Annotated in this window: 17 protein-coding genes; 15 read left to right on the forward strand and 2 right to left on the reverse strand. The window is 63.0% G+C overall.

Going from position 1 to position 19,541, the window contains the following annotated elements:
• The first annotated feature begins 12 nt into the window (after window positions 1-12).
• From BLQ92_RS00475 to BLQ92_RS00490, 4 genes are all read left to right on the forward strand, one after another.
• Complete coding sequence (locus BLQ92_RS00475) at window positions 13-1,104, forward strand: AAA family ATPase (RefSeq protein ID WP_090680439.1); 1,092 nt, start codon at window positions 13-15, stop codon at window positions 1,102-1,104.
• Window positions 1,104-1,808: a DUF4276 family protein gene (locus tag BLQ92_RS00480; RefSeq protein ID WP_090680442.1), complete on the forward strand. Its 705-nt coding sequence runs from the start codon at window positions 1,104-1,106 to the stop codon at window positions 1,806-1,808. Before BLQ92_RS00475 ends, BLQ92_RS00480 begins: the two co-directional genes overlap by 1 nt.
• A gap of 4 nt (window positions 1,809-1,812) precedes the next feature.
• Window positions 1,813-4,530, forward strand: coding sequence for a methionine synthase (metH, locus tag BLQ92_RS00485; RefSeq protein ID WP_090680445.1), 2,718 nt, complete (start codon window positions 1,813-1,815; stop codon window positions 4,528-4,530).
• Window positions 4,531-4,770: 240 nt separating this feature from the next.
• A complete protein-coding gene (locus BLQ92_RS00490) occupies window positions 4,771-4,980 on the forward strand; it encodes an acid-shock protein (RefSeq protein WP_090680448.1) in 210 nt (69 codons plus the stop codon).
• Between the two features lie 294 nt (window positions 4,981-5,274).
• Here the strand turns inward: BLQ92_RS00490 and BLQ92_RS00495 are convergent, their stop codons facing one another.
• Window positions 5,275-5,601 carry a DUF1840 domain-containing protein gene (locus BLQ92_RS00495; RefSeq protein ID WP_090680451.1) on the reverse strand — a complete coding sequence of 109 codons (327 nt, stop codon included), beginning with the start codon at window positions 5,599-5,601 and terminating at the stop codon, window positions 5,275-5,277.
• Between the two features lie 340 nt (window positions 5,602-5,941).
• Here BLQ92_RS00495 and argS point away from each other — a divergent pair, with 340 nt between their 5' ends.
• From argS to BLQ92_RS00520, 5 genes are all read left to right on the forward strand, one after another.
• The gene (argS, locus tag BLQ92_RS00500; RefSeq protein WP_090680453.1) at window positions 5,942-7,732 is read left to right on the forward strand and encodes an arginine--tRNA ligase; all 1,791 of its coding nucleotides are present in this window, start codon (window positions 5,942-5,944) and stop codon (window positions 7,730-7,732) included.
• A 79-nt stretch (window positions 7,733-7,811) separates the two neighbouring features.
• On the forward strand, window positions 7,812-8,591 hold the full coding sequence (locus tag BLQ92_RS00505; protein ID WP_244106033.1) for an SPOR domain-containing protein: 780 nt from the start codon (window positions 7,812-7,814) through the stop codon (window positions 8,589-8,591).
• A gap of 152 nt (window positions 8,592-8,743) precedes the next feature.
• Window positions 8,744-9,382 (forward strand): thiol:disulfide interchange protein DsbA/DsbL, encoded by a 639-nt coding sequence (locus BLQ92_RS00510; RefSeq protein ID WP_090680459.1) that lies wholly within the window; start codon window positions 8,744-8,746, stop codon window positions 9,380-9,382.
• 15 nt (window positions 9,383-9,397) lie between these two features.
• A complete protein-coding gene (locus BLQ92_RS00515) occupies window positions 9,398-10,168 on the forward strand; it encodes an SDR family oxidoreductase (protein WP_090680462.1) in 771 nt (256 codons plus the stop codon).
• Between the two features lie 307 nt (window positions 10,169-10,475).
• Window positions 10,476-12,071: an ABC transporter substrate-binding protein gene (locus tag BLQ92_RS00520; protein WP_090680464.1), complete on the forward strand. Its 1,596-nt coding sequence runs from the start codon at window positions 10,476-10,478 to the stop codon at window positions 12,069-12,071.
• A gap of 148 nt (window positions 12,072-12,219) precedes the next feature.
• Here the strand turns inward: BLQ92_RS00520 and BLQ92_RS00525 are convergent, their stop codons facing one another.
• The gene (locus BLQ92_RS00525) at window positions 12,220-13,290 is read right to left on the reverse strand and encodes an MBL fold metallo-hydrolase (protein ID WP_090680467.1); all 1,071 of its coding nucleotides are present in this window, start codon (window positions 13,288-13,290) and stop codon (window positions 12,220-12,222) included.
• Between the two features lie 146 nt (window positions 13,291-13,436).
• On the opposite strand from BLQ92_RS00525, the gene BLQ92_RS00530 reads away from it, so the two are divergent.
• From BLQ92_RS00530 to BLQ92_RS00555, 6 genes are all read left to right on the forward strand, one after another.
• Window positions 13,437-13,862, forward strand: a complete 426-nt coding sequence (locus tag BLQ92_RS00530; RefSeq protein ID WP_090680470.1) for a MerR family transcriptional regulator — start codon at window positions 13,437-13,439, stop codon at window positions 13,860-13,862.
• Between the two features lie 7 nt (window positions 13,863-13,869).
• Window positions 13,870-15,717, forward strand: coding sequence for a bifunctional isocitrate dehydrogenase kinase/phosphatase (gene aceK / locus BLQ92_RS00535; RefSeq protein ID WP_244106032.1), 1,848 nt, complete (start codon window positions 13,870-13,872; stop codon window positions 15,715-15,717).
• 82 nt (window positions 15,718-15,799) lie between these two features.
• Complete coding sequence (can, locus tag BLQ92_RS00540) at window positions 15,800-16,576, forward strand: carbonate dehydratase (RefSeq protein ID WP_090680473.1); 777 nt, start codon at window positions 15,800-15,802, stop codon at window positions 16,574-16,576.
• A complete protein-coding gene (locus BLQ92_RS00545) occupies window positions 16,569-17,774 on the forward strand; it encodes an acetyl-CoA C-acetyltransferase (RefSeq protein ID WP_090680475.1) in 1,206 nt (401 codons plus the stop codon). The genes can and BLQ92_RS00545 overlap by 8 nt, the downstream gene beginning before the upstream one ends.
• A gap of 89 nt (window positions 17,775-17,863) precedes the next feature.
• Entirely contained in the window at window positions 17,864-18,541 is a 678-nt protein-coding gene (locus BLQ92_RS00550; protein WP_090680478.1) for an SDR family oxidoreductase, read from the forward strand.
• 46 nt (window positions 18,542-18,587) lie between these two features.
• Window positions 18,588-19,040: a YchJ family protein gene (locus BLQ92_RS00555; protein WP_090680481.1), complete on the forward strand. Its 453-nt coding sequence runs from the start codon at window positions 18,588-18,590 to the stop codon at window positions 19,038-19,040.
• Window positions 19,041-19,541 lie beyond the last annotated feature (501 nt).

Raw genomic sequence — 19,541 nt, forward strand, 5'->3', positions numbered from 1 at the left:
AGGAACCAACCTATGCCCGCCCTACAAAGTTTGACGGTCACCGGCTATAAATCCATCCGCGAGTTGCACGCGTTGGAACTGCGCAACCTGAACGTCCTGATCGGAGCGAATGGCGCAGGGAAGTCAAACTTTATCGGGCTGTTTCGGATGCTGGCCGAGATGTATGAGGGGCGGCTTCAGTTCTATGTCCAGCAACAGGGCGGTCCGGACGCGTTGATGCACTTCTCCCGTAAGACTACGGATTCGATTCATGTAGAGCTCATTTTCGACCGTTTCAATGCGTATGTTTTCGATCTGATTGCAACGAACGACAATCGTTTGATTATTTCGCGCGAACAATTTGGGGCTGCAGAGAAAGGGACACTTAAGGCCAAGCTCTGGTATTACGAAGGTGGCCCCGAGTCTGGCCTGAACGACGCCGTCAGTCCGGTCATCCAGCATAGTCACATCGCGTCAGTCCTCGAAGGCACCCGCGTCTACCACTTCCACGACACCGGCGAAAAAGCCAAGGTCAAGCAATCGCATGCGATCAACGACACGTTGCGCCTCAAGGTCGACGGCGCGAATCTCGCCGCTTACCTGCACATGCTCAAAACCGAGCATGCAGACAGCTACAGCCAGATCGTCGACACAGTGCGCCTCGTCGCACCGTTCTTCGACGACTTCGTGTTTCGCACCGATCCGACCTCAAAGATCCAACTCGAATGGACAGAACGCGGCGACCCTGACACGCCGTTTACGGCCCACGCCCTGTCCGACGGAACGCTGCGCTTCATCTGCCTGAGCACACTGCTGCTGCAGCCTTGGGATCTCATGCCTGCGACGATCCTGATCGACGAACCGGAACTCGGCCTGCACCCGTACGCCATCAACCTGCTCGCAGATCTGCTCAAACGCGCATCCGAGCAAAAGCAACTGATCGTCTCGACTCAATCGGTCGAACTACTGAACCGGATGGAGCCCGAGGACGTGATCGTGGTCGACCGCAAAGACAACGCGTCGACCTTCCATCGCCTCGACGCAACGCAATTGCAGGACTGGCTCGACGACTACTCGCTGGGCGACCTCTGGAAGCAAAACGTCTTAGGCGGGAGGCCTGCCTGATGGTCGAGTTAATCGTAGTCGGCGAAGGCCAGACCGAAGAAACGTTCGTTCGCGACGTGCTGGCGCCCGCTCTCAGTGCGAACCGGATTTACGCTAGTGCGCGACTGATCAACACCTCGCGTGAACAACGCGGCGGCGCGCTCAGTCTCGAGCGGGTTCGCAAGTTCATCGGCCACACCTTGCGCCAGCGCGTCGATACGTATGTCACGACCTTGATCGACCTGTACGGGCTCGATACGACGTTTCGCGGCGTGACTGACAGCAAGGGCCAAGCGCCAGCCGCCCGTGCCACACGCATCGAAAATCTGCTGCACGAAGATGTCATTGCCTTCGCACAGTGCCGCCCGGAGCGCTTCGTCCCGCACGTACAGCCCCACGAGTTCGAGTCACTGCTGTTTTCGGACGTTTCGAAACTATGCGAACTCGAACCCGGCTGGCGACAACAGAGCCACCCGCTCATCGCAGCACGAGCTGCGGTAGACGATCCTGAATGGATCAACGATTCGCCGCACACGGCGCCTTCGAAACGGCTTGAACAGTTGCATCCGCGCTACCGCAAAGTCCGCCACGGCCCGGTTGCCGCCGCCCGCATCGGTCTCGACAGAATCCGCGCGCAATGCCCGCATTTCCGTCAGTGGTACGACCGCATTGCAGCGCTACCCGCCATGCACGCGCAACGCCCCAATATCGAATACACGAGCTAACGCCATGACCGATCACACCATGCGCCTTTCCGGCCTCGAGCCGTTCAACGTCACGTCCGGGACGCTCTTCATCAACGTTGGTGAACGCACCAACGTGACCGGTTCGAAGGCGTTCGCGCGAATGATCCTGAACGATCAGTTCGACGACGCGATCGCGGTCGCGCGCCAGCAGGTCGAAAACGGCGCTCAGATCATCGACGTCAACATGGACGAGGCCATGCTCGATTCGAAAGCGGCGATGGTCCGCTTCATGAATCTGATCGCCTCGGAGCCGGACATCGCGCGTGTGCCGATCATGATCGACTCGTCGAAGTGGGACGTGATCGAAGCGGGCCTGAAGTGCGTGCAAGGCAAGGCGATCGTCAATTCGATCTCGCTGAAGGAAGGCGAAGAGGCGTTCCGCCACCATGCCAACCTGATCCGCCGCTACGGCGCCGCAGCCGTGGTGATGGCCTTCGACGAAAAAGGCCAGGCCGACACCTACGAGCGCAAGACCGAGATCTGCAAGCGCTCGTATGACTTCCTCGTCAACGAAGTAGGCTTCCCGCCCGAAGACATCATCTTCGACCCGAACATCTTCGCTGTAGCCACCGGCATCGAAGAGCACAACAACTACGCCGTCGACTTCATCAATGCCACGCGCTGGATCAAGGAGAACCTTCCCTACGCGAAGGTCAGCGGCGGTGTGTCGAACGTATCGTTCTCGTTCCGCGGCAACGACCCGGTGCGCGAGGCAATTCATACGGTGTTCCTCTATCACGCCATCCAGGCGGGGATGGATATGGGCATCGTCAACGCCGGCCAGCTCGGCGTGTACGCCGACCTTGACCCCGAACTGCGCGAGCGCGTCGAAGACGTGGTGTTGAATCGCCGTGCGGACGGTACCGATCGTCTGCTCGAAATCGCCGACAAGTTCAAGACCGGCGCGGCAAAGAAGGAAGAGAACCTCGAATGGCGTAACCAGCCGGTCGAGAAGCGCCTCTCGCATGCGCTCGTGCATGGCATCACCAACTTCATCGTCGAAGATACCGAGGAAGTGCGCGCGAAGATCGCCGCTGAAGGCGGCCGCCCGATCAACGTGATCGAAGGCCCGTTGATGGACGGCATGAACATCGTCGGCGACCTCTTCGGTCAAGGCAAGATGTTCCTGCCGCAGGTGGTGAAGTCAGCGCGCGTGATGAAGCAGGCAGTCGCGCATCTGATCCCCTACATCGAAGAAGAAAAGAAGCTGATGGCCGAAGCCGGCGCCGACGTGCGCGCCAAGGGCAAGATCGTCATCGCGACGGTGAAGGGCGACGTACACGACATCGGCAAGAACATCGTCTCGGTGGTGCTTCAGTGCAATAACTTCGAAGTGGTCAACATGGGCGTGATGGTCCCGTGCAACGACATCCTCGCCAAGGCGAAGGTCGAAGGCGCGGACATCATCGGCCTGTCGGGACTGATCACGCCGAGCCTCGAGGAAATGGCCTACGTCGCCTCGGAAATGCAGCGCGACGACTACTTCCGCATCAAGAAGATTCCGCTGTTGATCGGCGGCGCGACCACCTCGCGCGTACACACGGCCGTGAAGATCGCGCCGCACTACGAAGGACCGGTGGTGTACGTGCCGGACGCGTCGCGCTCGGTCTCGGTGGCCTCGAGCCTGCTGTCCGACGAAGGCGCCACAAAGTACCTGGAAGACCTGAAGACCGACTACGACCGCATCCGCGATCAGCACGCCAACCGCAAAGTCCAGCCGATGGTCACGCTGGCCGAAGCGCGCGCGAACAAGACGAAGGTCGACTGGGCGGGCTATCAGCCGGTCAAGCCGAAGTTCATCGGCCGCCGTGTGTTCAAGAATTTCGACCTCAGCGAACTGGCCAACTACATCGACTGGGGCCCGTTCTTCCAGACGTGGGATCTGGCCGGTCCGTACCCGGCGATTCTCAACGACGAGATCGTCGGCGAATCGGCACGGCGCGTGTTTTCCGACGGCAAGTCGATGCTCGCGCGCCTGATCCAGGGCCGCTGGCTGCAGGCAAATGGCGTGATCGCGCTGTTGCCGGCCAACACGGTGAACGACGACGACATTGAAATCTATACGGACGAATCGCGCTCGGAAGTCGCGCTGACGTGGCGCAACCTGCGCCAGCAAAGCGTGCGGCCGGTGGTGGACGGCGTGATGCGGCCGAACCGCTCGCTTGCCGACTTTATCGCACCGAAGGATTCGGGCGTGGCCGACTACATCGGCATGTTTGCGGTGACGGCAGGTCTGGGCGTGGACGTGAAGGAAAAGCAGTTCGAAAAGGACCACGACGACTACAGCGCGATCATGCTGAAGGCGCTCGCCGACCGCTTCGCGGAAGCCTTCGCCGAAGCGATGCACGCCCGCGTGCGGCGCGACCTGTGGGGTTACGCCGCCGGCGAGACGCTCTCCAACGACGACCTGATCGGCGAAAAATACCGCGGCATCCGTCCCGCGCCGGGCTACCCGGCTTGCCCGGACCACCTCGTGAAGCGCGATATGTTTGACGTGCTCCATGCGGAGGAAATCGGCATGAGCGTGACCGAGTCGCTCGCCATGCTGCCGGCGGCCAGCGTCTCGGGCTTCTACCTGGCGCACCCGGACAGCACCTATTTCTCGGTAGGCAAGATCGGCCAGGACCAGTTGGAAGACTATGCGCAGCGGATGGCGCTCTCCAAGCAGGACGCCGAACGGGCGCTGGCGCCGCTGCTGTAAGCGGCCTTGGCGCGCGGCGCGGCGTGCGCCAAGGTCAAAGCGCTGCTTCGACGGGCGTTCGGCCACCGGCCAGGGTCAAGCTGGGCGGCCGCCCGAGCCGCCCCACTATATCGGGAACGTAAGGCTGAATATTTCCGGCAAGCGGGTTTTCGGCTTTGTAGACTGCAAGCGCCTTACCTGCCAGACGCGGCCAGAAAACGCGTCGGCTCAACGACTTGCAACCGACACGGAGAAACTCGTATGAAGAAGCTGACGTTCGTTTTGGCTGGTCTTTCGCTTGCGCTCGGCACCTCGGTAGCCTTCGCCCAAACGGCCGCGCCGACCGCAGGTAGTGCGGTCAGCTCGTACTCGCCGCCCACCCAGAAGCACGTCAAGAAGCCCAAGAAGCAGAAGGTAAAGAAGGGAGCCTCCGCCACGGCCGCACCGGCAGCACCGGCCGCCAGCGAGTAAGCCTCTGCGGCTGGCTCGCCGGCTCAAGGGTCCGGGCGGCTCGCCGCCGGCTGCCGGTGCTTCACCGCCGGCAGACCCGGGACCGGTAGAAACCGTGGTCCGGACTGCGTTCTGGGCCAAGACCCTTATGGAGTTCCATAAAAGCCAACAGCCCGCTGATCGCGGGCTCTTGGCTTTTATGACTTTTAACGCTCAATGGCTTGGAGGCCTCGGCACACCGCAGCGCGCGTCGCGCTCACGCGCCACGCGGCAAGGCCACTGCGCCCGCTCAGGCTCTGCAGCGCAGGCGCTCGCTCAAATGCCCCAAACGATATCCGCGTTTTCCTTCTGGGCAGCGCGCAGCATGTCGAGGAACGGAAACGCGCGTTGCGCGAGGCCAATCGGAATCTCGTGGTGTTCGTGACCGTCTTCGCCTTCGTGGAAGTGCCCGTCGTGCTCGGCACGTTCCTGCTTGTCGGAGCTGATCGCCGACTCCAGTTTGGTGATCGCGACGTCCAGTTCGTCGTGCATGATGACCCCGCGTTCACCGAGGCGCTTGCCGACGATACCGACCAGGTACTGAGCCAGATTCTCCAGCATCATCACATCTGGCGCGGCACGGCATTTGAAAGTAATCAACATGACTGTTCCCTTTTTAATTTTGTTGGACTTACGCGCCGCTGGCCGTACGACGACCGTTTGCGCGGGTTTCGCTGGCGCGCCGGCAAGCAGCGGCGGCCACGGCCCTGGGCGGGCATCTCATTGGACATATTAGCACCTGCTAAAATCCGTCTGGACGGAAAAGCGCGCCGCGCGGCGCTGGACAATAGCTTGCCGGGCGTGGCGGCCTCGATCTGCCCCTCGCCTCGCGCACCGGCTGCACGACACGACGCGCGCTTTCCAAGCCTTTGACGGACCGGCTGCGCGCCTTGCTCGAGCCGCTCCCGTTTCACCGCACTGCCTCACTGGACTCGCAACAAGCATGCTGCCCGCACATAAACAGACACTCGAATCACTGCTCGCCGACACCGTGAAGCGGGTCGCCGAAGCGACCCAAGGGGCGGCCGAAGCCGCTTTCGTCGCTCCCACCATTACGCTGGAACGCCCGAAAGTCGCCGCGCACGGCGACGTCGCCTGCAACGTGGCCATGCAGCTCGCCAAACCGCTGCGCGCCAATCCGCGCCAGCTCGCGCAGCAGATCGTCGATGCCGTGCTGGCCCACCCGCAGGCTCAGGGCCTCGTGGACGCCGCCGAAGTGGCCGGCCCCGGCTTCATCAACCTGCGCCTCGCACCGGCGGCCAAACAGGCGGTGATCGCCACGGTATTCGCCGAGAAGGACGCCTTCGGCCGCTCGCAGCGCGACGCCGGCAAGCACGTGCTGGTCGAGTTCGTCTCGGCCAACCCGACCGGCCCGCTGCACGTTGGCCACGGCCGGCAGGCGGCGCTGGGCGATGCACTGTCGAACGTGCTGGCTTCGCAGGGCTACGACGTGCATCGCGAGTTCTACTACAACGACGCGGGCGTACAGATCCACACGCTCGCCGTCTCGACCCAGGCGCGCGCCCGCGGGCTGAAGCCGGGCGACACCGGCTGGCCGGAATCGGCCTACAACGGCGACTACATCGCCGACATTGCGCGCGACTACATGAATGGCGAAACGGTCGGTGCGCGGGACGTCGAGGCGGTCAAGGGCGAAGGCGACGTCGACAACCTCGACGCGATCCGCCGCTTTGCCGTCGCCTACCTGCGTCACGAGCAGGACATGGACCTGCAGGCCTTCGGCGTGAAGTTCGACCAGTACTACCTCGAATCGTCGCTCTACGCGGAAGGCCGCGTGGAGAAGACGGTGAATGCGCTGATCGCCGCCGGCAAGACCTACGAGCAGGAAGGCGCGCTGTGGCTGCGCACCACCGACGACGGCGACGACAAAGACCGCGTGATGCGCAAGACCGACGGCACCTACACCTACTTCGTGCCGGACGTCGCCTACCACGTCGCCAAGTGGGAACGCGGTTTCACCAAGGTCATCAACGTGCAGGGCTCGGACCACCACGGCACGATCGCACGCGTTCGCGCCGGCCTGCAGGGTCTCGGCATCGGCATTCCGAAGGGCTATCCCGACTACATCTTGCACAAGATGGTGACGGTGATGCGCGACGGCCAGGAAGTGAAGATTTCGAAGCGCGCCGGTAGCTACGTGACCGTGCGCGACCTGATCGAATGGTCGGGCGGCGCGACGCCGGGTGAAGAAACCTCACCGGACCTGCTCGACGAAGCGACGATTCGCCGCGGCCGCGACGCCGTGCGGTTCTTCCTGATCTCGCGCAAGGCCGACACGGAATTCGTCTTCGATATCGACCTCGCGCTCAAGCAAAACGACGAAAATCCGGTTCACTACGTGCAGTACGCCCACGCGCGGATCTGCTCGGTTATCAGCGAAGCGAAGACACGCTACAACACCGACGAGGCGATCCTGCCGACGGTGGACGTTTCACTGCTGACCAGCGAACGCGCCATGGCGCTGTTGCAAAAACTCGCGGAATTCCCCGACATGCTGCAACACGCCGCCGACGAACTCGCACCGCACGCGGTCGCGTTCTATCTGCGTGACCTCGCGGGCGAATTCCACTCGTTCTACAATGACAAGGCTGAACGCGTCCTCGTCGACGACGAAGCCGCGCGTAACGCGCGCGTCGCATTGCTCGCCGCCACGCGTCAGGTGCTGGCAAACGGCCTTGCGACAATCGGCGTCTCTGCTCCCGAAAAGATGTAAGTCCTCCGGCACGACACGCACGCGGCCGTCGCTATAATCGACGGCCGTTCCAGGATTCTTTTTGCAGGTGATTTATACGATGGCAAAACCACGCCGCACAACGAAGCAGTCGAAGCAAACCGGGGGTACTTTTCTCGGTATCGTACTGGGCCTGATTGTCGGCCTGGCAATCGCGGTAGTGGTGGCGCTGTATATCACCCGGGCGCCTACGCCGTTCGTCGCCAAGGTGGCGCCGCCCGCTGCGTCCGAGACCAGCGCGAGCGAAGCCCAATACGATCCGAACCGTCCGCTGCAGGGCAAGACGCCGGGGCAGCCGGTGCCGCAAGCCGCCCAGCCGGGCCAACCCGCCCCGCAAAATAACGCGCCGGGCCAAGCCAACGGCCAGGCCCAGTCGGGCGGCATGCTGCAGGAACCGGAAATCGTCGAAGTGCCGCCGGCGGCCAGCTCGGCCAATGCGAACGGCGTCGCGGTCGCACCGAAGCCGGCTCAGGACAACGGCACCACCGCCGCGGTGAAGAAGCCGCAGCAAGCCACCAGCGCCCCAACCAGCACGGCGGCTACGCCTGGGCCGAATCCGGCCAAGCCGGGCTCGAGCGCTGCGCCGTCCGCCCTCGATGCGAACAGCGGCTACTTCCTGCAGGTTGGCGCCTACAAGACCTCGGCGGATGCCGAGCAGCAGCGCGCCCGCTTGGCCTTCCAGGGCTTCGAATCGAAGGTCACGCAGCGCGACGCCGGTGGGGTCACCTACTTCCGCGTGCGCATCGGACCGTTCTCGAAGTTCGACGAGATGAATTCGGCCCGCCAGCGTCTGTCCGACGCCGGGGTCGATACCGCCGTGATCCGCTTTACCAAGCAGTAATTTGCCGTCATGCGCCGCCGCTGAACCTCAGCGCGCGGCGCGAGTCTGAAGCTCGGCAGAGGCCTGCCGCCAAACTCTCATAACGGTGACAGCCACGCGTTTTGCCGCGCCGCCGCCGCACCGTTATTCCGCCTAATTTGGGTCAACAAGACATGAAAAAACTGCTGAGCATTCTCTTCCTTTCACTCGGCCTCGTCAGCGCGGCCGTAGAGGCATCGGCCGCCGCGCCGGTCGCCGGCAAGGACTACACCGTCCTCGCGTCGCCACAACCGGTCGACGTGCCGGCCGGCAAGATCGAAGTCACCGAATTCTTCTGGTACGGCTGCCCGCACTGCAACGAATTCAACCCGTACCTCGAAGCGTGGGTGAAGAAGCAAGGCCCGGACGTCGTGTTCAAGCGCGTGCCGGTGGCCTTCCGCGACGATTTCATCCCGCATTCGAAGATGTACCACGCGCTCGACGCGCTCGGTCTCGCGCAAAAACTCACGCCGGTCGTCTTCAACGAAATCCACGTCAACAAGGACTACCTGCTGACGCCGGACGACCAGACCAAGTTCCTCGCCAAGAACGGCGTAGATCCGAAGAAGTACCTGGACGCATACAACTCGTTCTCGACGCAAAGCGAGATCCAGCGCGACAAGAAGATGCTGGATGACTACAAGATCGACGGCGTGCCGACGCTGGCCGTCCAGGGCAAGTACGAAACCGGCCCGGCTGCGACGAACAGCCTGCCGGGCACGATTCAGGTGCTCGATTACCTCGTGGCTCAAGTCCGCGCCAAGAAGATGTAAGCACGGAGCGCCGGTATGAATACAGGACTGAAGGTTTTCATCACCGGCGCATCCAGTGGCATCGGACTCGCGATCGCCGCCGAATATGCACGGCGCGGCGCGATTCTCGGCCTCGTGGCCCGCCGCGCCGACGCGCTCGCGAGCTTCCAGCTGGCCCACCCGCAGAATTCCATCGCCATCTACCCCGCCGACGTGCGCGACCCCGATGCGCTCGCCGCCGCGGCCCAGCAGTTCATCGCGCAATACGGCTGCCCCGACGTCGTGATCGCCAATGCGGGCATCAGCCAGGGCGCCGTCACCGGCCATGGCGATCTGCGCGCGTTCCGCGAAGTCATGGACGTCAACTACTTCGGCATGGTCGCCACCTTCGAGCCGTTCGCGGCCGCCATGATGGCGGCACGCAAGGGCAGCCTGGTCGGGGTCGCAAGCATCGCCGGTGTGCGCGGCTTGCCGGGCTCGGGCGCCTACAGCGCCTCCAAGGCCGCCGCGCTCAAGTATCTCGAGGCCCTGCGCGTCGAGATGCGGCCCAAGGGGGTCAACGTGGTCACCATCGCCCCAGGCTATATCCGCACGCCGATGACCGCGCACAACCCGTATCGGATGCCGTTCCTGATGGATGCCGACCGCTTCGCCACCAAAGTGGCCGATGCGATCGCGCGCAACACGCGCTTCGCGGTTTTTCCGTGGCAGATGCGCGTCGTCGCCATGCTGCTGCACGTGCTGCCGCGCTGGCTCTACGACCGTGCCTTCGAAAAGGCCCCGCGCAAGCCGCGCGCCGCCGACTAGACCCATCAATACCGCGCCGTGCGCTCGATACCGCCGGTGTCGCGCACAAAACCGCCCGCGGATCGCGCGCCATCAAAGGCGTCGCTTATTTGGCGCGGTATGCTTCCACGGCCCTCACGTGTTGAGGCTGACCGGGTGCGTCCATATGGATATGCCGATTAGTTGGTTGTCGGTACAACCACCCTTCGATAAGCTTTCGCCCAGGCGGGATCGCGCAGCCACGCACTGCGCCAGCGCCAAAAACGTATCACAATAAAGTCGGTGGGCCGCTTGCCTGACCGAGCTTGTTATGGGAGATCCAATGCGTATGCGCTTCAAACTGCCCGTCACCGTCGTTGCCGCCCTGCTCGTCGCAGCGCCCGCGCTTGCGCTCGCCAAACCGTTGACCGTGTGTACCGAGGCAAGCCCCGATGGCTTCGATGTCGTCCAGTTCAATTCGCTTGTCACGACCAATGCGTCGGCTGACGTAATTTTCAACTCGCTGGTCTCGTACGACGAGGCCGCGAAGAAGGTGGTGCCGGCCCTCGCGCAAAGCTGGGACGTGAGCGCCGACGGCCTCACCTACACATTCCATCTGCGCCCTGGCGTGCAGTTCCAGACCACCGACTACTTCAAGCCAACCCGGCCGCTTACCGCAGACGACGTGGTGTTCACGTTCAGCCGGATGCTCGACGACAGCAACCCGTGGCACAAGGTGACAGGGGCGAGCGGTTTCCCGCATGCGCAATCGATGGGCCTGCCGAAGCTGATCAAGTCGGTCTCGAAGGTCGACGACAACACGGTGAAGTTCGAGCTGAACCAGCCGGACGCGACTTTCGTCTCGATCCTGACCATGGGCTTCGCCTCGATCTACTCGTCCGAATATGCCGATCAGTTGCTCAAGGCCGGCAAGCAGGTGGACCTGAACGCCAAGCCGATCGGCACCGGGCCGTTCGTGCTGAAGAGCTACACCAAAGACGCCGTGATTCGCTATGACGTGAACCCCGCGTACTGGGGCCCCAAGCCGAAGATCGACCGCCTGATCTACGCCATCACGCCGGACGCGACGGTGCGGGCGCAGAAGGTCAAGGCGGGGGAATGCCAGATCGCGCTGTCGCCGAAGCCCCAGGATGTGGCCGACGCGAAGACCGACAAGTCGCTCGCCGTGGTGCAGACACCCGCCTTCATGACCGCGTTCGTCGCGTTGAACACGGAGAAGAAGCCGTTCGACAACCAGAAGGTGCGCGCCGCCGTGAACATGGCGTTCGACCGCACAACCTATCTGAAGACCGTGTTCGACAACACGGCGACCCCGGCGGTGAATCCGTTTCCGCCGAACACGTGGAGCTATGACAAGGCGGTCAAGGCCTGGCCGTACGATCCTGTGAAGGCGAAGAACCTGCTTGCCGAAGCGGGCTTTCCGAACGGCTTTTCGACCACCATCTGGGTGCGGCCGACCGGCAGCGTGCTCAACCCGAATCCGAAGGCCGGCGCCGAACTGCTGCAGGCCGACCTGGCGAAGATCGGCGTGAAGGCAGACGTCAAAGTGATCGAATGGGGCGAACTGATCAAGGAAGCCAAGCAGGGCCAGCACGACACGCTGTTCATGGGCTGGGCCGGCGACAATGGCGATCCGGACAACTTCCTCTCGCCGCTCTTTAGCTGCAACGCAGTGAAGTCGGGCATCAATTTCGCACGCTTTTGCGACGCCGATCTCGACAAGCTGATCGCCGACGGCAAAGCCACGCCGGACCAGTCCAAGCGCGCCAAAGCGTACGAAGCGGCGCAGCAGATCATTCACGATCAGGCGCTGTGGATTCCGCTCGGTTATCCAACCGCAACGGCAATCACGCGCGCCGATGTCAGCGGGTATCGCGTGAGTCCGTTCGGACGGCAGAACTTTACGACGGTGGCGGTGCAGTAATAGCGCACACCGCTGATCCCGCAAGGCAACAGCGAAGAGGCCCGATTGAACTGCACCGGGCCTCTTTCATTTTCTGCATTTCAAAGACGGCATCGCATCAACCGCTTTATGTGGAGCGCACCGTCGCACGCGGGAACGTAGAAACGGTCTACGGCGCAAACCGGACCACACCGTCCGCATCCTGGGTGCGCTTCAACTCGCCGGCGAGCCACAGCAAGTGTAAGTGAGCGAGCGCCTCGCCCATCGCAAATGTCATCTGGTGGATATCGAGTTGCCGCTTGAACATCAACGGCACGATATCCGCTGCGCTTTGCGGCTTCTGCGCACACGCTTCGCGCACTTCGGCGAGCCGCGCATCGTGATGCTCGCGCAGTTGCCTGATACGGGTTCGCACGCCGCGAAACGGCTTGCCGTGTGACGGCAACACCAGCGTATCCTCGGCCATCGCCTCATAACGGCCGAGCGACTCCAGATACAGCGCGAGCGGGCTGCCTTCCGGCTCCATGTCGAACACCGAGACGTTGGTGGAGATACGCGGCAACACCATGTCCCCCGAAATCAGCACCCCGTCCGCTTCGTTATGCAACGCGCAGTGCTCCGGCGAGTGACCGTAGCCGGTCACGACCCGCCACGTCTTGCCGCCGATCGCGATGCCCTGGCCTTCACGCATGCGCCGATACTGGCCCGGCACCGCCGGCACGAGGTTCGCGTAGTAGCTCGTGCGGTTGCGCAGCTTATCGAGCGACGCCTCATCGCTCAGACCGTGCCGCGCGAAGTGGCGTGCAGCGCCCGCGCCGCCCGCATTCGAGCCGTCGCCCGCCGCCATCACCCGTGCCTGCATGTATTCGCCAAGCGTCATCCACAGGCGCACATCCCAACGCTGCTTGTCGCCGCCCGCGCAGATCCAGTGCGCGAGGCCAATGTGATCCGGATGGCAATGCGTGACGATCACGCGCAGCACCGGCAGGCCGTCAAGGACCGTGTCGAACACCTGCTCCCAGTTCGCCTTGATCGTGTCCGAGGTGATCCCGCAATCGACCACCGTCCAGCCCTTCTGACCGTCGATCTCGTCGCGCAGCAGCCATAGGTTGATATGGTCCAGCGCAAACGGCAGCGGCATGCGCAGCCAGAACACGCCAGGCGTCACTTCGAACGCATGGCCGGGTTCCGGCAGGGTGTCATTAAAGGGGTAGTCGAGTTGATGTTCGAGAGCATTCATTGCGGGTGTCTTCCTCCATCAGCCAGGCGGCAACCATCGCTACTTCGTCGCCACGCGCCCGGGTTGCGCTTTACTCAAGTTGACGATAACGTAAACGTCGATTCTATCGTCCAATCCGTTTTTCTGCCCGGTCACGGGACGTCCCAATGAACACGCAATACACCATCACCGAGCTCGCGCGTGAATTCGACGTCACACCGCGAGCGATTCGCTTCTACGAAGACCAGGGTTTACTCTCACCGAGTCGCGAAGGGTCGAGTGGACTGCGGCGCGTCTATTCGGGCCGCGACCGCACCCGCCTGAAGCTGACGCTGCGCGGCAAGCGCCTTGGCTTCACGCTGTCGGAGATCCGCGGCCTGCTCGATCTGTACGAATCGCCGACCGATACGGTGCCACAGTTGCATGCCTTCCTGGATACGGTGACGCGGCATCGCGAAGTGCTGGAGCGCCAGCTTGAAGACCTGAACGCGACGCTCGAAGACCTCGCGCAATACGAAGCCCAGGCACGCGCGCTGCTCGAAAGCGGCGCACGCGAGCCGCAGGGGCTGGTGTCGGATGCGCGCTCGACATGAGCCCGACATGAATCACTTTCCGAAACTGCTGTCGTCGCAGATCGGCTTCGACGTCGCGCAGACGATGCTCGAAGGCTTCGACCGGCACTACCGGATCTTCCGCGACGCCGCGATCCACGCCAAGGCCCTGTTCGAGGCCGCCGACTGGCATGGCCTGCAGCGCCTCGCCCGGGAGCGTATTACTTCGTATGACGAACGGGTCGAGGAATGCGTCGAGCTGCTCGAAGACGAATACGACGCGGAAAATATCGACGACGAAGTCTGGCAGCAGATCAAGCTGCACTACATCGGCCTCCTGACCACGCACCGGCAGCCCGAGTGCGCGGAGACGTTCTTCAATTCCGTGTGTTGCAAGATCCTGCACCGCTCGTACTTCAACAACGACTTCATCTTCGTGCGGCCCGCCATCTCGACGGAATACATCGAGAACGACGAGCCCGCCGCCAAGCCGACCTACCGCGCGTACTACCCGGGCAAGGACGGCCTCGCCGCGACGCTCGAGCGCATCGTCACGAACTTCCAGCTGGAGCCGCCGTTCGAGGACCTGCAGCGCGATGTCGACTGCCTGATGCAGGCCATTCACGATGCGTTCGGCACCTTCGACGAGGCCGCCAATTTCCAGATTCATGTGCTGTCGTCGCTGTTTTACCGCAACAAGTCGGCGTACATCATCGGCCGCATCATCAACGGCGATGCGCTGCTGCCGTTCGCGGTGCCGTTGCGTCACGTCAAGCCCGGCCTGCTTGCGCTCGATACCGTGCTGCTCCAGCGCGACCAGTTGCTGATCATCTTCAGCTTCTCGCACTCGTACTTCCTGGTGGACATGGAAGTGCCGTCCGCGTACGTCGAGTTTCTCGGCACCATCATGCAGGGCAAGCCGAAGGCGGAAATCTATACCTCGGTCGGCTTGCAGAAGCAGGGCAAGAACCTGTTCTATCGCGACCTGCTGCATCACCTGTCGCATTCGAGCGATCAGTTCATCGTCGCCCCCGGCATCAAGGGGATGGTGATGCTGGTGTTCACGCTACCGTCGTTCCCGTATGTATTCAAGCTGATCAAGGACAACTTCCCGCCGCCGAAGGAAACCACCCGCGAGCAGATCCAGGGCAAGTATCAGCTCGTCAAACGGCACGACCGCCTGGGCCGCATGGCTGACACACTCGAGTATTCAAGCGTGGCGCTACCCTTGTCGCGCCTCGACGAAGCGCTGCTGCGCGAACTCGAAAAAGAAGTGCCTTCGATGATCGAATACGACGGCGACAACCTCGTGATCCGCCATCTATATATCGAACGCCGCATGGTGCCGTTGAACCTCTACCTGCAAAACGGCAGCGACGAGGACGTCGAGCACGGCATTCGCGAATACGGCAATGCGGTGAAGGAACTGATGCAGGCGAACATCTTCCCCGGCGACATGCTGTACAAGAACTTCGGCGTGACGCGTCACGGCCGCGTCGTGTTCTACGACTATGATGAAATCGAATATCTGACCGATTGCAACGTGCGCGCCGTGCCGCCGCCACGCAACGAGGAAGACGAGCTGTCCGGCGAGCCGTGGTATTCGGTCGGCCCGCATGACATCTTTCCGGAAACGTACGATACCTTCCTGCTCGGCGACCCGCGCGTGCGCCGCGCCTTCATGCAGCACCACGCAGACTTCTTCGATCCGGCGCTCTGGCAACGGCATAAGGATCACTTACTGAAAGGCGAACTGCCCGACTTCTTTCCCTACGACAGCAGCGTGCGCTTCTGCATCCGCTATCCGGAGCGTTTCGCTCCAGCGGCCGACGTGGATACCACCGGCAAGCCGGATCAAACCCTGGCAGCGCACGACCCTGCTGTGCGCGCGGCCTAGGCGAACATGCCCCCATGCGACGCCCGCCCCTCCTGCAACGACACAGACCGGTCAATCGGTCCAACAACCGACCCGACTCAACATGAACGCAAACGCTTCTTCTCCGCCCAACCCGCTTGCCCACCTGTTCGACAACAACGACAAGTGGGTGGCCCGCAAACTGTCCGAAGATCCCGAGTATTTCTCGCGCCTCGCCGACCAGCAAACGCCTGAGTACCTGTGGATCGGCTGCTCGGACTCGCGCGTGCCGGCCAACCAGATCATCGGCCTGCCGCCGGGCGAAGTGTTCGTACACAGAAACATCGCCAACGTCGTCGTGCACACCGATCTGAACTGCCTCTCGGTGATCCAGTTTGCCGTCGACCTGCTGAAGGTCAAGCACATCATGGTGGTGGGCCACTATGGCTGCTCGGGCGTTGCCGCTGCGCTGCACGGCCGCCGCGTGGGTCTCGCGGACAACTGGCTGCATCACGTGCAGGACGTGCGCACCAAGCATGCGGCGCTGCTCGAACAGTGGCCGCTCGGCGAGGCGCGTCACCGGCGTCTGGTTGAGCTGAACACGATCGAACAGGTCGTCAACGTGTGCCGCACCACCATCGTCAACGATGCCTGGGCGCGCGGCCAGGAACTGACCGTGCATGGCTGGGCGTATGGCGTGCACGACGGCAAGGTGCGCAATCTGGGCATGATGATCGGCGCGCCGGGCGAGCTGGATGAAACGTATTTGAAGTGTGTCGCAGCCGTCTCGGCGGGCGGCGCACATAAAGCAGACAACGACATGGTCGCGGCGGACGCGGCCAGGCTCGGCGATGTGCCGGCCGTCGTCGAAGGTGTCATCAAGGAGCTAAAACATGAGTGAGACGAAGCGTGATATCCAGGCCGATCCGATTGTGATCGTTTCCGTCGCCCGTACGCCGATGGCGGCGTTCCAGGGCGACTTCGCGACGCTGACCGCGCCGCAACTCGGTGCGATCGCGATCGAAGCGGCCGTCAAACGCGCGGGCCTCGAACCCACGCAAATCGATGAAGTGGTAATGGGCTGCGTGCTGCCCGCCGGTCTCGGCCAGGCGCCCGCCCGCCAGGCCGCGCTCGGCGCAGGCCTGCCGCTTTCCACCGGCAGCACGACGGTGAACAAGATGTGCGGCTCCGGCATGCGCGCGGCGATGTTCGCGCACGACATGCTGGCAGCGGGCTCGGTGGATGTGATCGTCGCCGGCGGCATGGAAAGCATGACCAACGCGCCATACCTGCTGCCGAAAGCGCGCGGCGGCATGCGCATGGGTCACGGTCAGGTGATCGATCACATGTTCTACGACGGCCTTGAAGACGCGTATGAAAAGGGCCGCCTGATGGGTACCTTCGCCGAGGAATGTGCGGCGTCGTTCGACTTCACGCGTGAAGCGCAAGATGCCTTCGCGGTGGAATCGCTCAAGCGCGCGAAGCAGGCCAACGAGGACGGTTCGTTCAGCTGGGAAATCGCGCCGGTCAAGGTGGAAAGCCGCAAGGGCGACGTGATCATCGAGCGCGACGAGCAGCCGTTCAAGGCGAACCTCGAAAAGATCGCGACACTCAAGCCGGCCTTCAGCAAGACCGGCACGGTGACGGCAGCGAACTCGTCGTCGATTTCCGACGGCGCGGCAGCCCTCGTGATGATGCGCGAGTCGACAGCAAAGCAGCTGGGCGTCACGCCGCTTGCGCGCGTGGTCGGCCATTCGACGTTCGCCCAGGAACCGGCCAGGTTCACCACCGCACCGGTTGGCGCGATCCGCAAGCTGTTCGAGAAGAACGGCTGGAGCGCGAACGAAGTCGATCTGTACGAGGTCAACGAAGCGTTCGCCGTGGTCACGATGGCCGCGATGAAAGAGCACCATCTGCCGCACGAGAAGGTCAACGTGAACGGCGGCGCCTGCGCACTCGGTCATCCGATCGGCGCCTCGGGCGCGCGCATTCTGGTCACGCTGATCGGCGCGCTGAAGCACCGCGGCCTGAAGCGCGGCGTGGCGACGCTGTGCATCGGCGGCGGCGAAGCGACGGCGATGGGGATTGAACTGCTCTAAGGCGTCGCGCATGCGCCCTGCCCGTCTTGTGATCCACGAACGGGCACGGTGCATGCGGTACACGCTGCATTGAACCGTAAGGGGGACGTATGAAAACAGCGTTGATCGTCGGTGCGTCGCGCGGCATTGGCCGTGAGTTCGCCCGCCAGTACAAGAAGGCCGGTTGGCGCGTGATTGCCACGGCGCGCGACGACACCTCGCTTCAGGCACTCGAAGAACTCGGCGCGGAAACCTTTTCGCTCGATATCACCGTGCCCACGGAGATTGCCGCACTCGGCTGGAAGCTCGATGGCGAGCGGCTCGATGCGGCCTTGCTGGTATCGGGCGTATACGGCCCGCGCACCGAGAGCGTCGAAACGGTCACCGCCGAGGACTTCGACGAAGTCATGGTGACCAACGTGCGCGGCCCCATGCAACTGATGCCGATCCTGCTGCCGCTCGTCGAAGACGCCAACGGCGTACTCGCGGTGCTCTCGAGCAAGATGGGCAGCATTACCGAGGCGACCGGCACCACCGGCTGGCTGTATCGCGTGAGCAAGGCGGCGCTCAACGACGCGCTGAAGATCGCCTCGTTGCAGACTCGGCGCGCTGCCTGCGTCGCGCTGCATCCTGGCTGGGTACGCACCGACATGGGCGGCGCGCAGGCGGCAATCGATCCCGAGCGCAGCGTCGCCGGCATGCGCCAGGTGCTGGCCCAGGCGGCCGCGTCCCACGAAGCGTTTAATGGCCGCTTTTTCCAGTACGACGGCACGCCGCTCGAGTGGTAAGGAGACGCAAGGATGTTGCTGGACCGGAATAACCTCTGAAGAATCAATGAACGCTAGATCCTTGACTGCGCAACGACCCGCCGAATGTCCATGCGGCGGCGCCTCACCGGCCCTGCGCAGCGGCGCGAAACCACCGCGCTTCGCGCTTTGCTGCGGGCGCTACATCGACGGCGGCGAGGCCGCACCCAGCGCGCTGGAACTGATGCGCTCGCGCTATAGCGCCTACGTGCTCGGCGCGAGCGACTATTTACGCGCCACGTGGGCGCCGCAGACCTGCCCCGCCGATCTCGACGCCGACCCGGACGCGCCCGACACACCGCGCTGGCTCGGCCTGCAGATCAAGCGCTTTGCCGCGCAAGACGAGCGCCACGCGGAAGTCGAATTCGTCGCACGTTACAAGGTCGGCGGACGGGCTCACCGTTTGCACGAACTAAGCCGCTTCGTGCGCGGCGACGACGGCCGCTGGCGCTATGTGGACGGCGACGTCAGCGATACCTGAAATCCACTGCATCCGACGCCGCGCGGTAAGGATCTGTAATCGTTCCGCGCGGCCACTGCACGTTGCTCGCGCAGCGCGACTGCGCGCTTAACAGCGCCTTCACATATGCCCCTCAAAATAGGGCTGCCCTGTGTGTTGGCCGTCTACCACATCGGTCATTTCTCCCGCTCGTCCGCTTCGGCGGCGTGCGCGTGTCCCTCCACGGCCTGTATGACGTGTCGAGCACTGCGAATTTTTTTGTCGCGGGTTCTCCTTAATTGCACAACTATAAATTGTCGTGCCAGGATCGGCCTGTAGGTTTTGTAGCGACACGTTGTGAGGGAACGGTCAAACCGTCCCCGCAAAGATGGGCAGAAGCTGCGCCGGGCCTTGATCATCCAAGCTTTGACGGCAGTTTCATGTGACATCGTGTGTGGCTCATCATCGGCGCGTGGGGTCGCGTCGGCCAGGTTGGTGGGTTATCCCGTGCGATCTCGAACCGCGTGCGAGCGCCAGGCGCGC

Source organism: Paraburkholderia phenazinium (assembly GCF_900100735.1).
Taxonomy (GTDB): Bacteria; Pseudomonadota; Gammaproteobacteria; order Burkholderiales; family Burkholderiaceae; genus Paraburkholderia; species Paraburkholderia phenazinia.

Excerpts from the sequence above, each read along its gene's own strand:
- BLQ92_RS00475 (WP_090680439.1), top strand. The coding sequence starts at position 13 with ATGCCCGCCCTACAAAGTTTGACGGTCACCGGCTATAAATCCATCCGC.
- BLQ92_RS00480 (WP_090680442.1), top strand. The coding sequence starts at position 1,104 with ATGGTCGAGTTAATCGTAGTCGGCGAAGGCCAGACCGAAGAAACGTTC.
- metH (WP_090680445.1), top strand. The coding sequence starts at position 1,813 with ATGACCGATCACACCATGCGCCTTTCCGGCCTCGAGCCGTTCAACGTC.
- BLQ92_RS00490 (WP_090680448.1), top strand. The coding sequence starts at position 4,771 with ATGAAGAAGCTGACGTTCGTTTTGGCTGGTCTTTCGCTTGCGCTCGGC.
- BLQ92_RS00495 (WP_090680451.1), bottom strand. The coding sequence starts at position 5,601 with ATGTTGATTACTTTCAAATGCCGTGCCGCGCCAGATGTGATGATGCTG.
- argS (WP_090680453.1), top strand. The coding sequence starts at position 5,942 with ATGCTGCCCGCACATAAACAGACACTCGAATCACTGCTCGCCGACACC.
- BLQ92_RS00505 (WP_244106033.1), top strand. The coding sequence starts at position 7,812 with ATGGCAAAACCACGCCGCACAACGAAGCAGTCGAAGCAAACCGGGGGT.
- BLQ92_RS00510 (WP_090680459.1), top strand. The coding sequence starts at position 8,744 with ATGAAAAAACTGCTGAGCATTCTCTTCCTTTCACTCGGCCTCGTCAGC.
- BLQ92_RS00515 (WP_090680462.1), top strand. The coding sequence starts at position 9,398 with ATGAATACAGGACTGAAGGTTTTCATCACCGGCGCATCCAGTGGCATC.
- BLQ92_RS00520 (WP_090680464.1), top strand. The coding sequence starts at position 10,476 with ATGCGCTTCAAACTGCCCGTCACCGTCGTTGCCGCCCTGCTCGTCGCA.
- BLQ92_RS00525 (WP_090680467.1), bottom strand. The coding sequence starts at position 13,290 with ATGAATGCTCTCGAACATCAACTCGACTACCCCTTTAATGACACCCTG.
- BLQ92_RS00530 (WP_090680470.1), top strand. The coding sequence starts at position 13,437 with ATGAACACGCAATACACCATCACCGAGCTCGCGCGTGAATTCGACGTC.
- aceK (WP_244106032.1), top strand. The coding sequence starts at position 13,870 with ATGAATCACTTTCCGAAACTGCTGTCGTCGCAGATCGGCTTCGACGTC.
- can (WP_090680473.1), top strand. The coding sequence starts at position 15,800 with ATGAACGCAAACGCTTCTTCTCCGCCCAACCCGCTTGCCCACCTGTTC.
- BLQ92_RS00545 (WP_090680475.1), top strand. The coding sequence starts at position 16,569 with ATGAGTGAGACGAAGCGTGATATCCAGGCCGATCCGATTGTGATCGTT.
- BLQ92_RS00550 (WP_090680478.1), top strand. The coding sequence starts at position 17,864 with ATGAAAACAGCGTTGATCGTCGGTGCGTCGCGCGGCATTGGCCGTGAG.
- BLQ92_RS00555 (WP_090680481.1), top strand. The coding sequence starts at position 18,588 with ATGAACGCTAGATCCTTGACTGCGCAACGACCCGCCGAATGTCCATGC.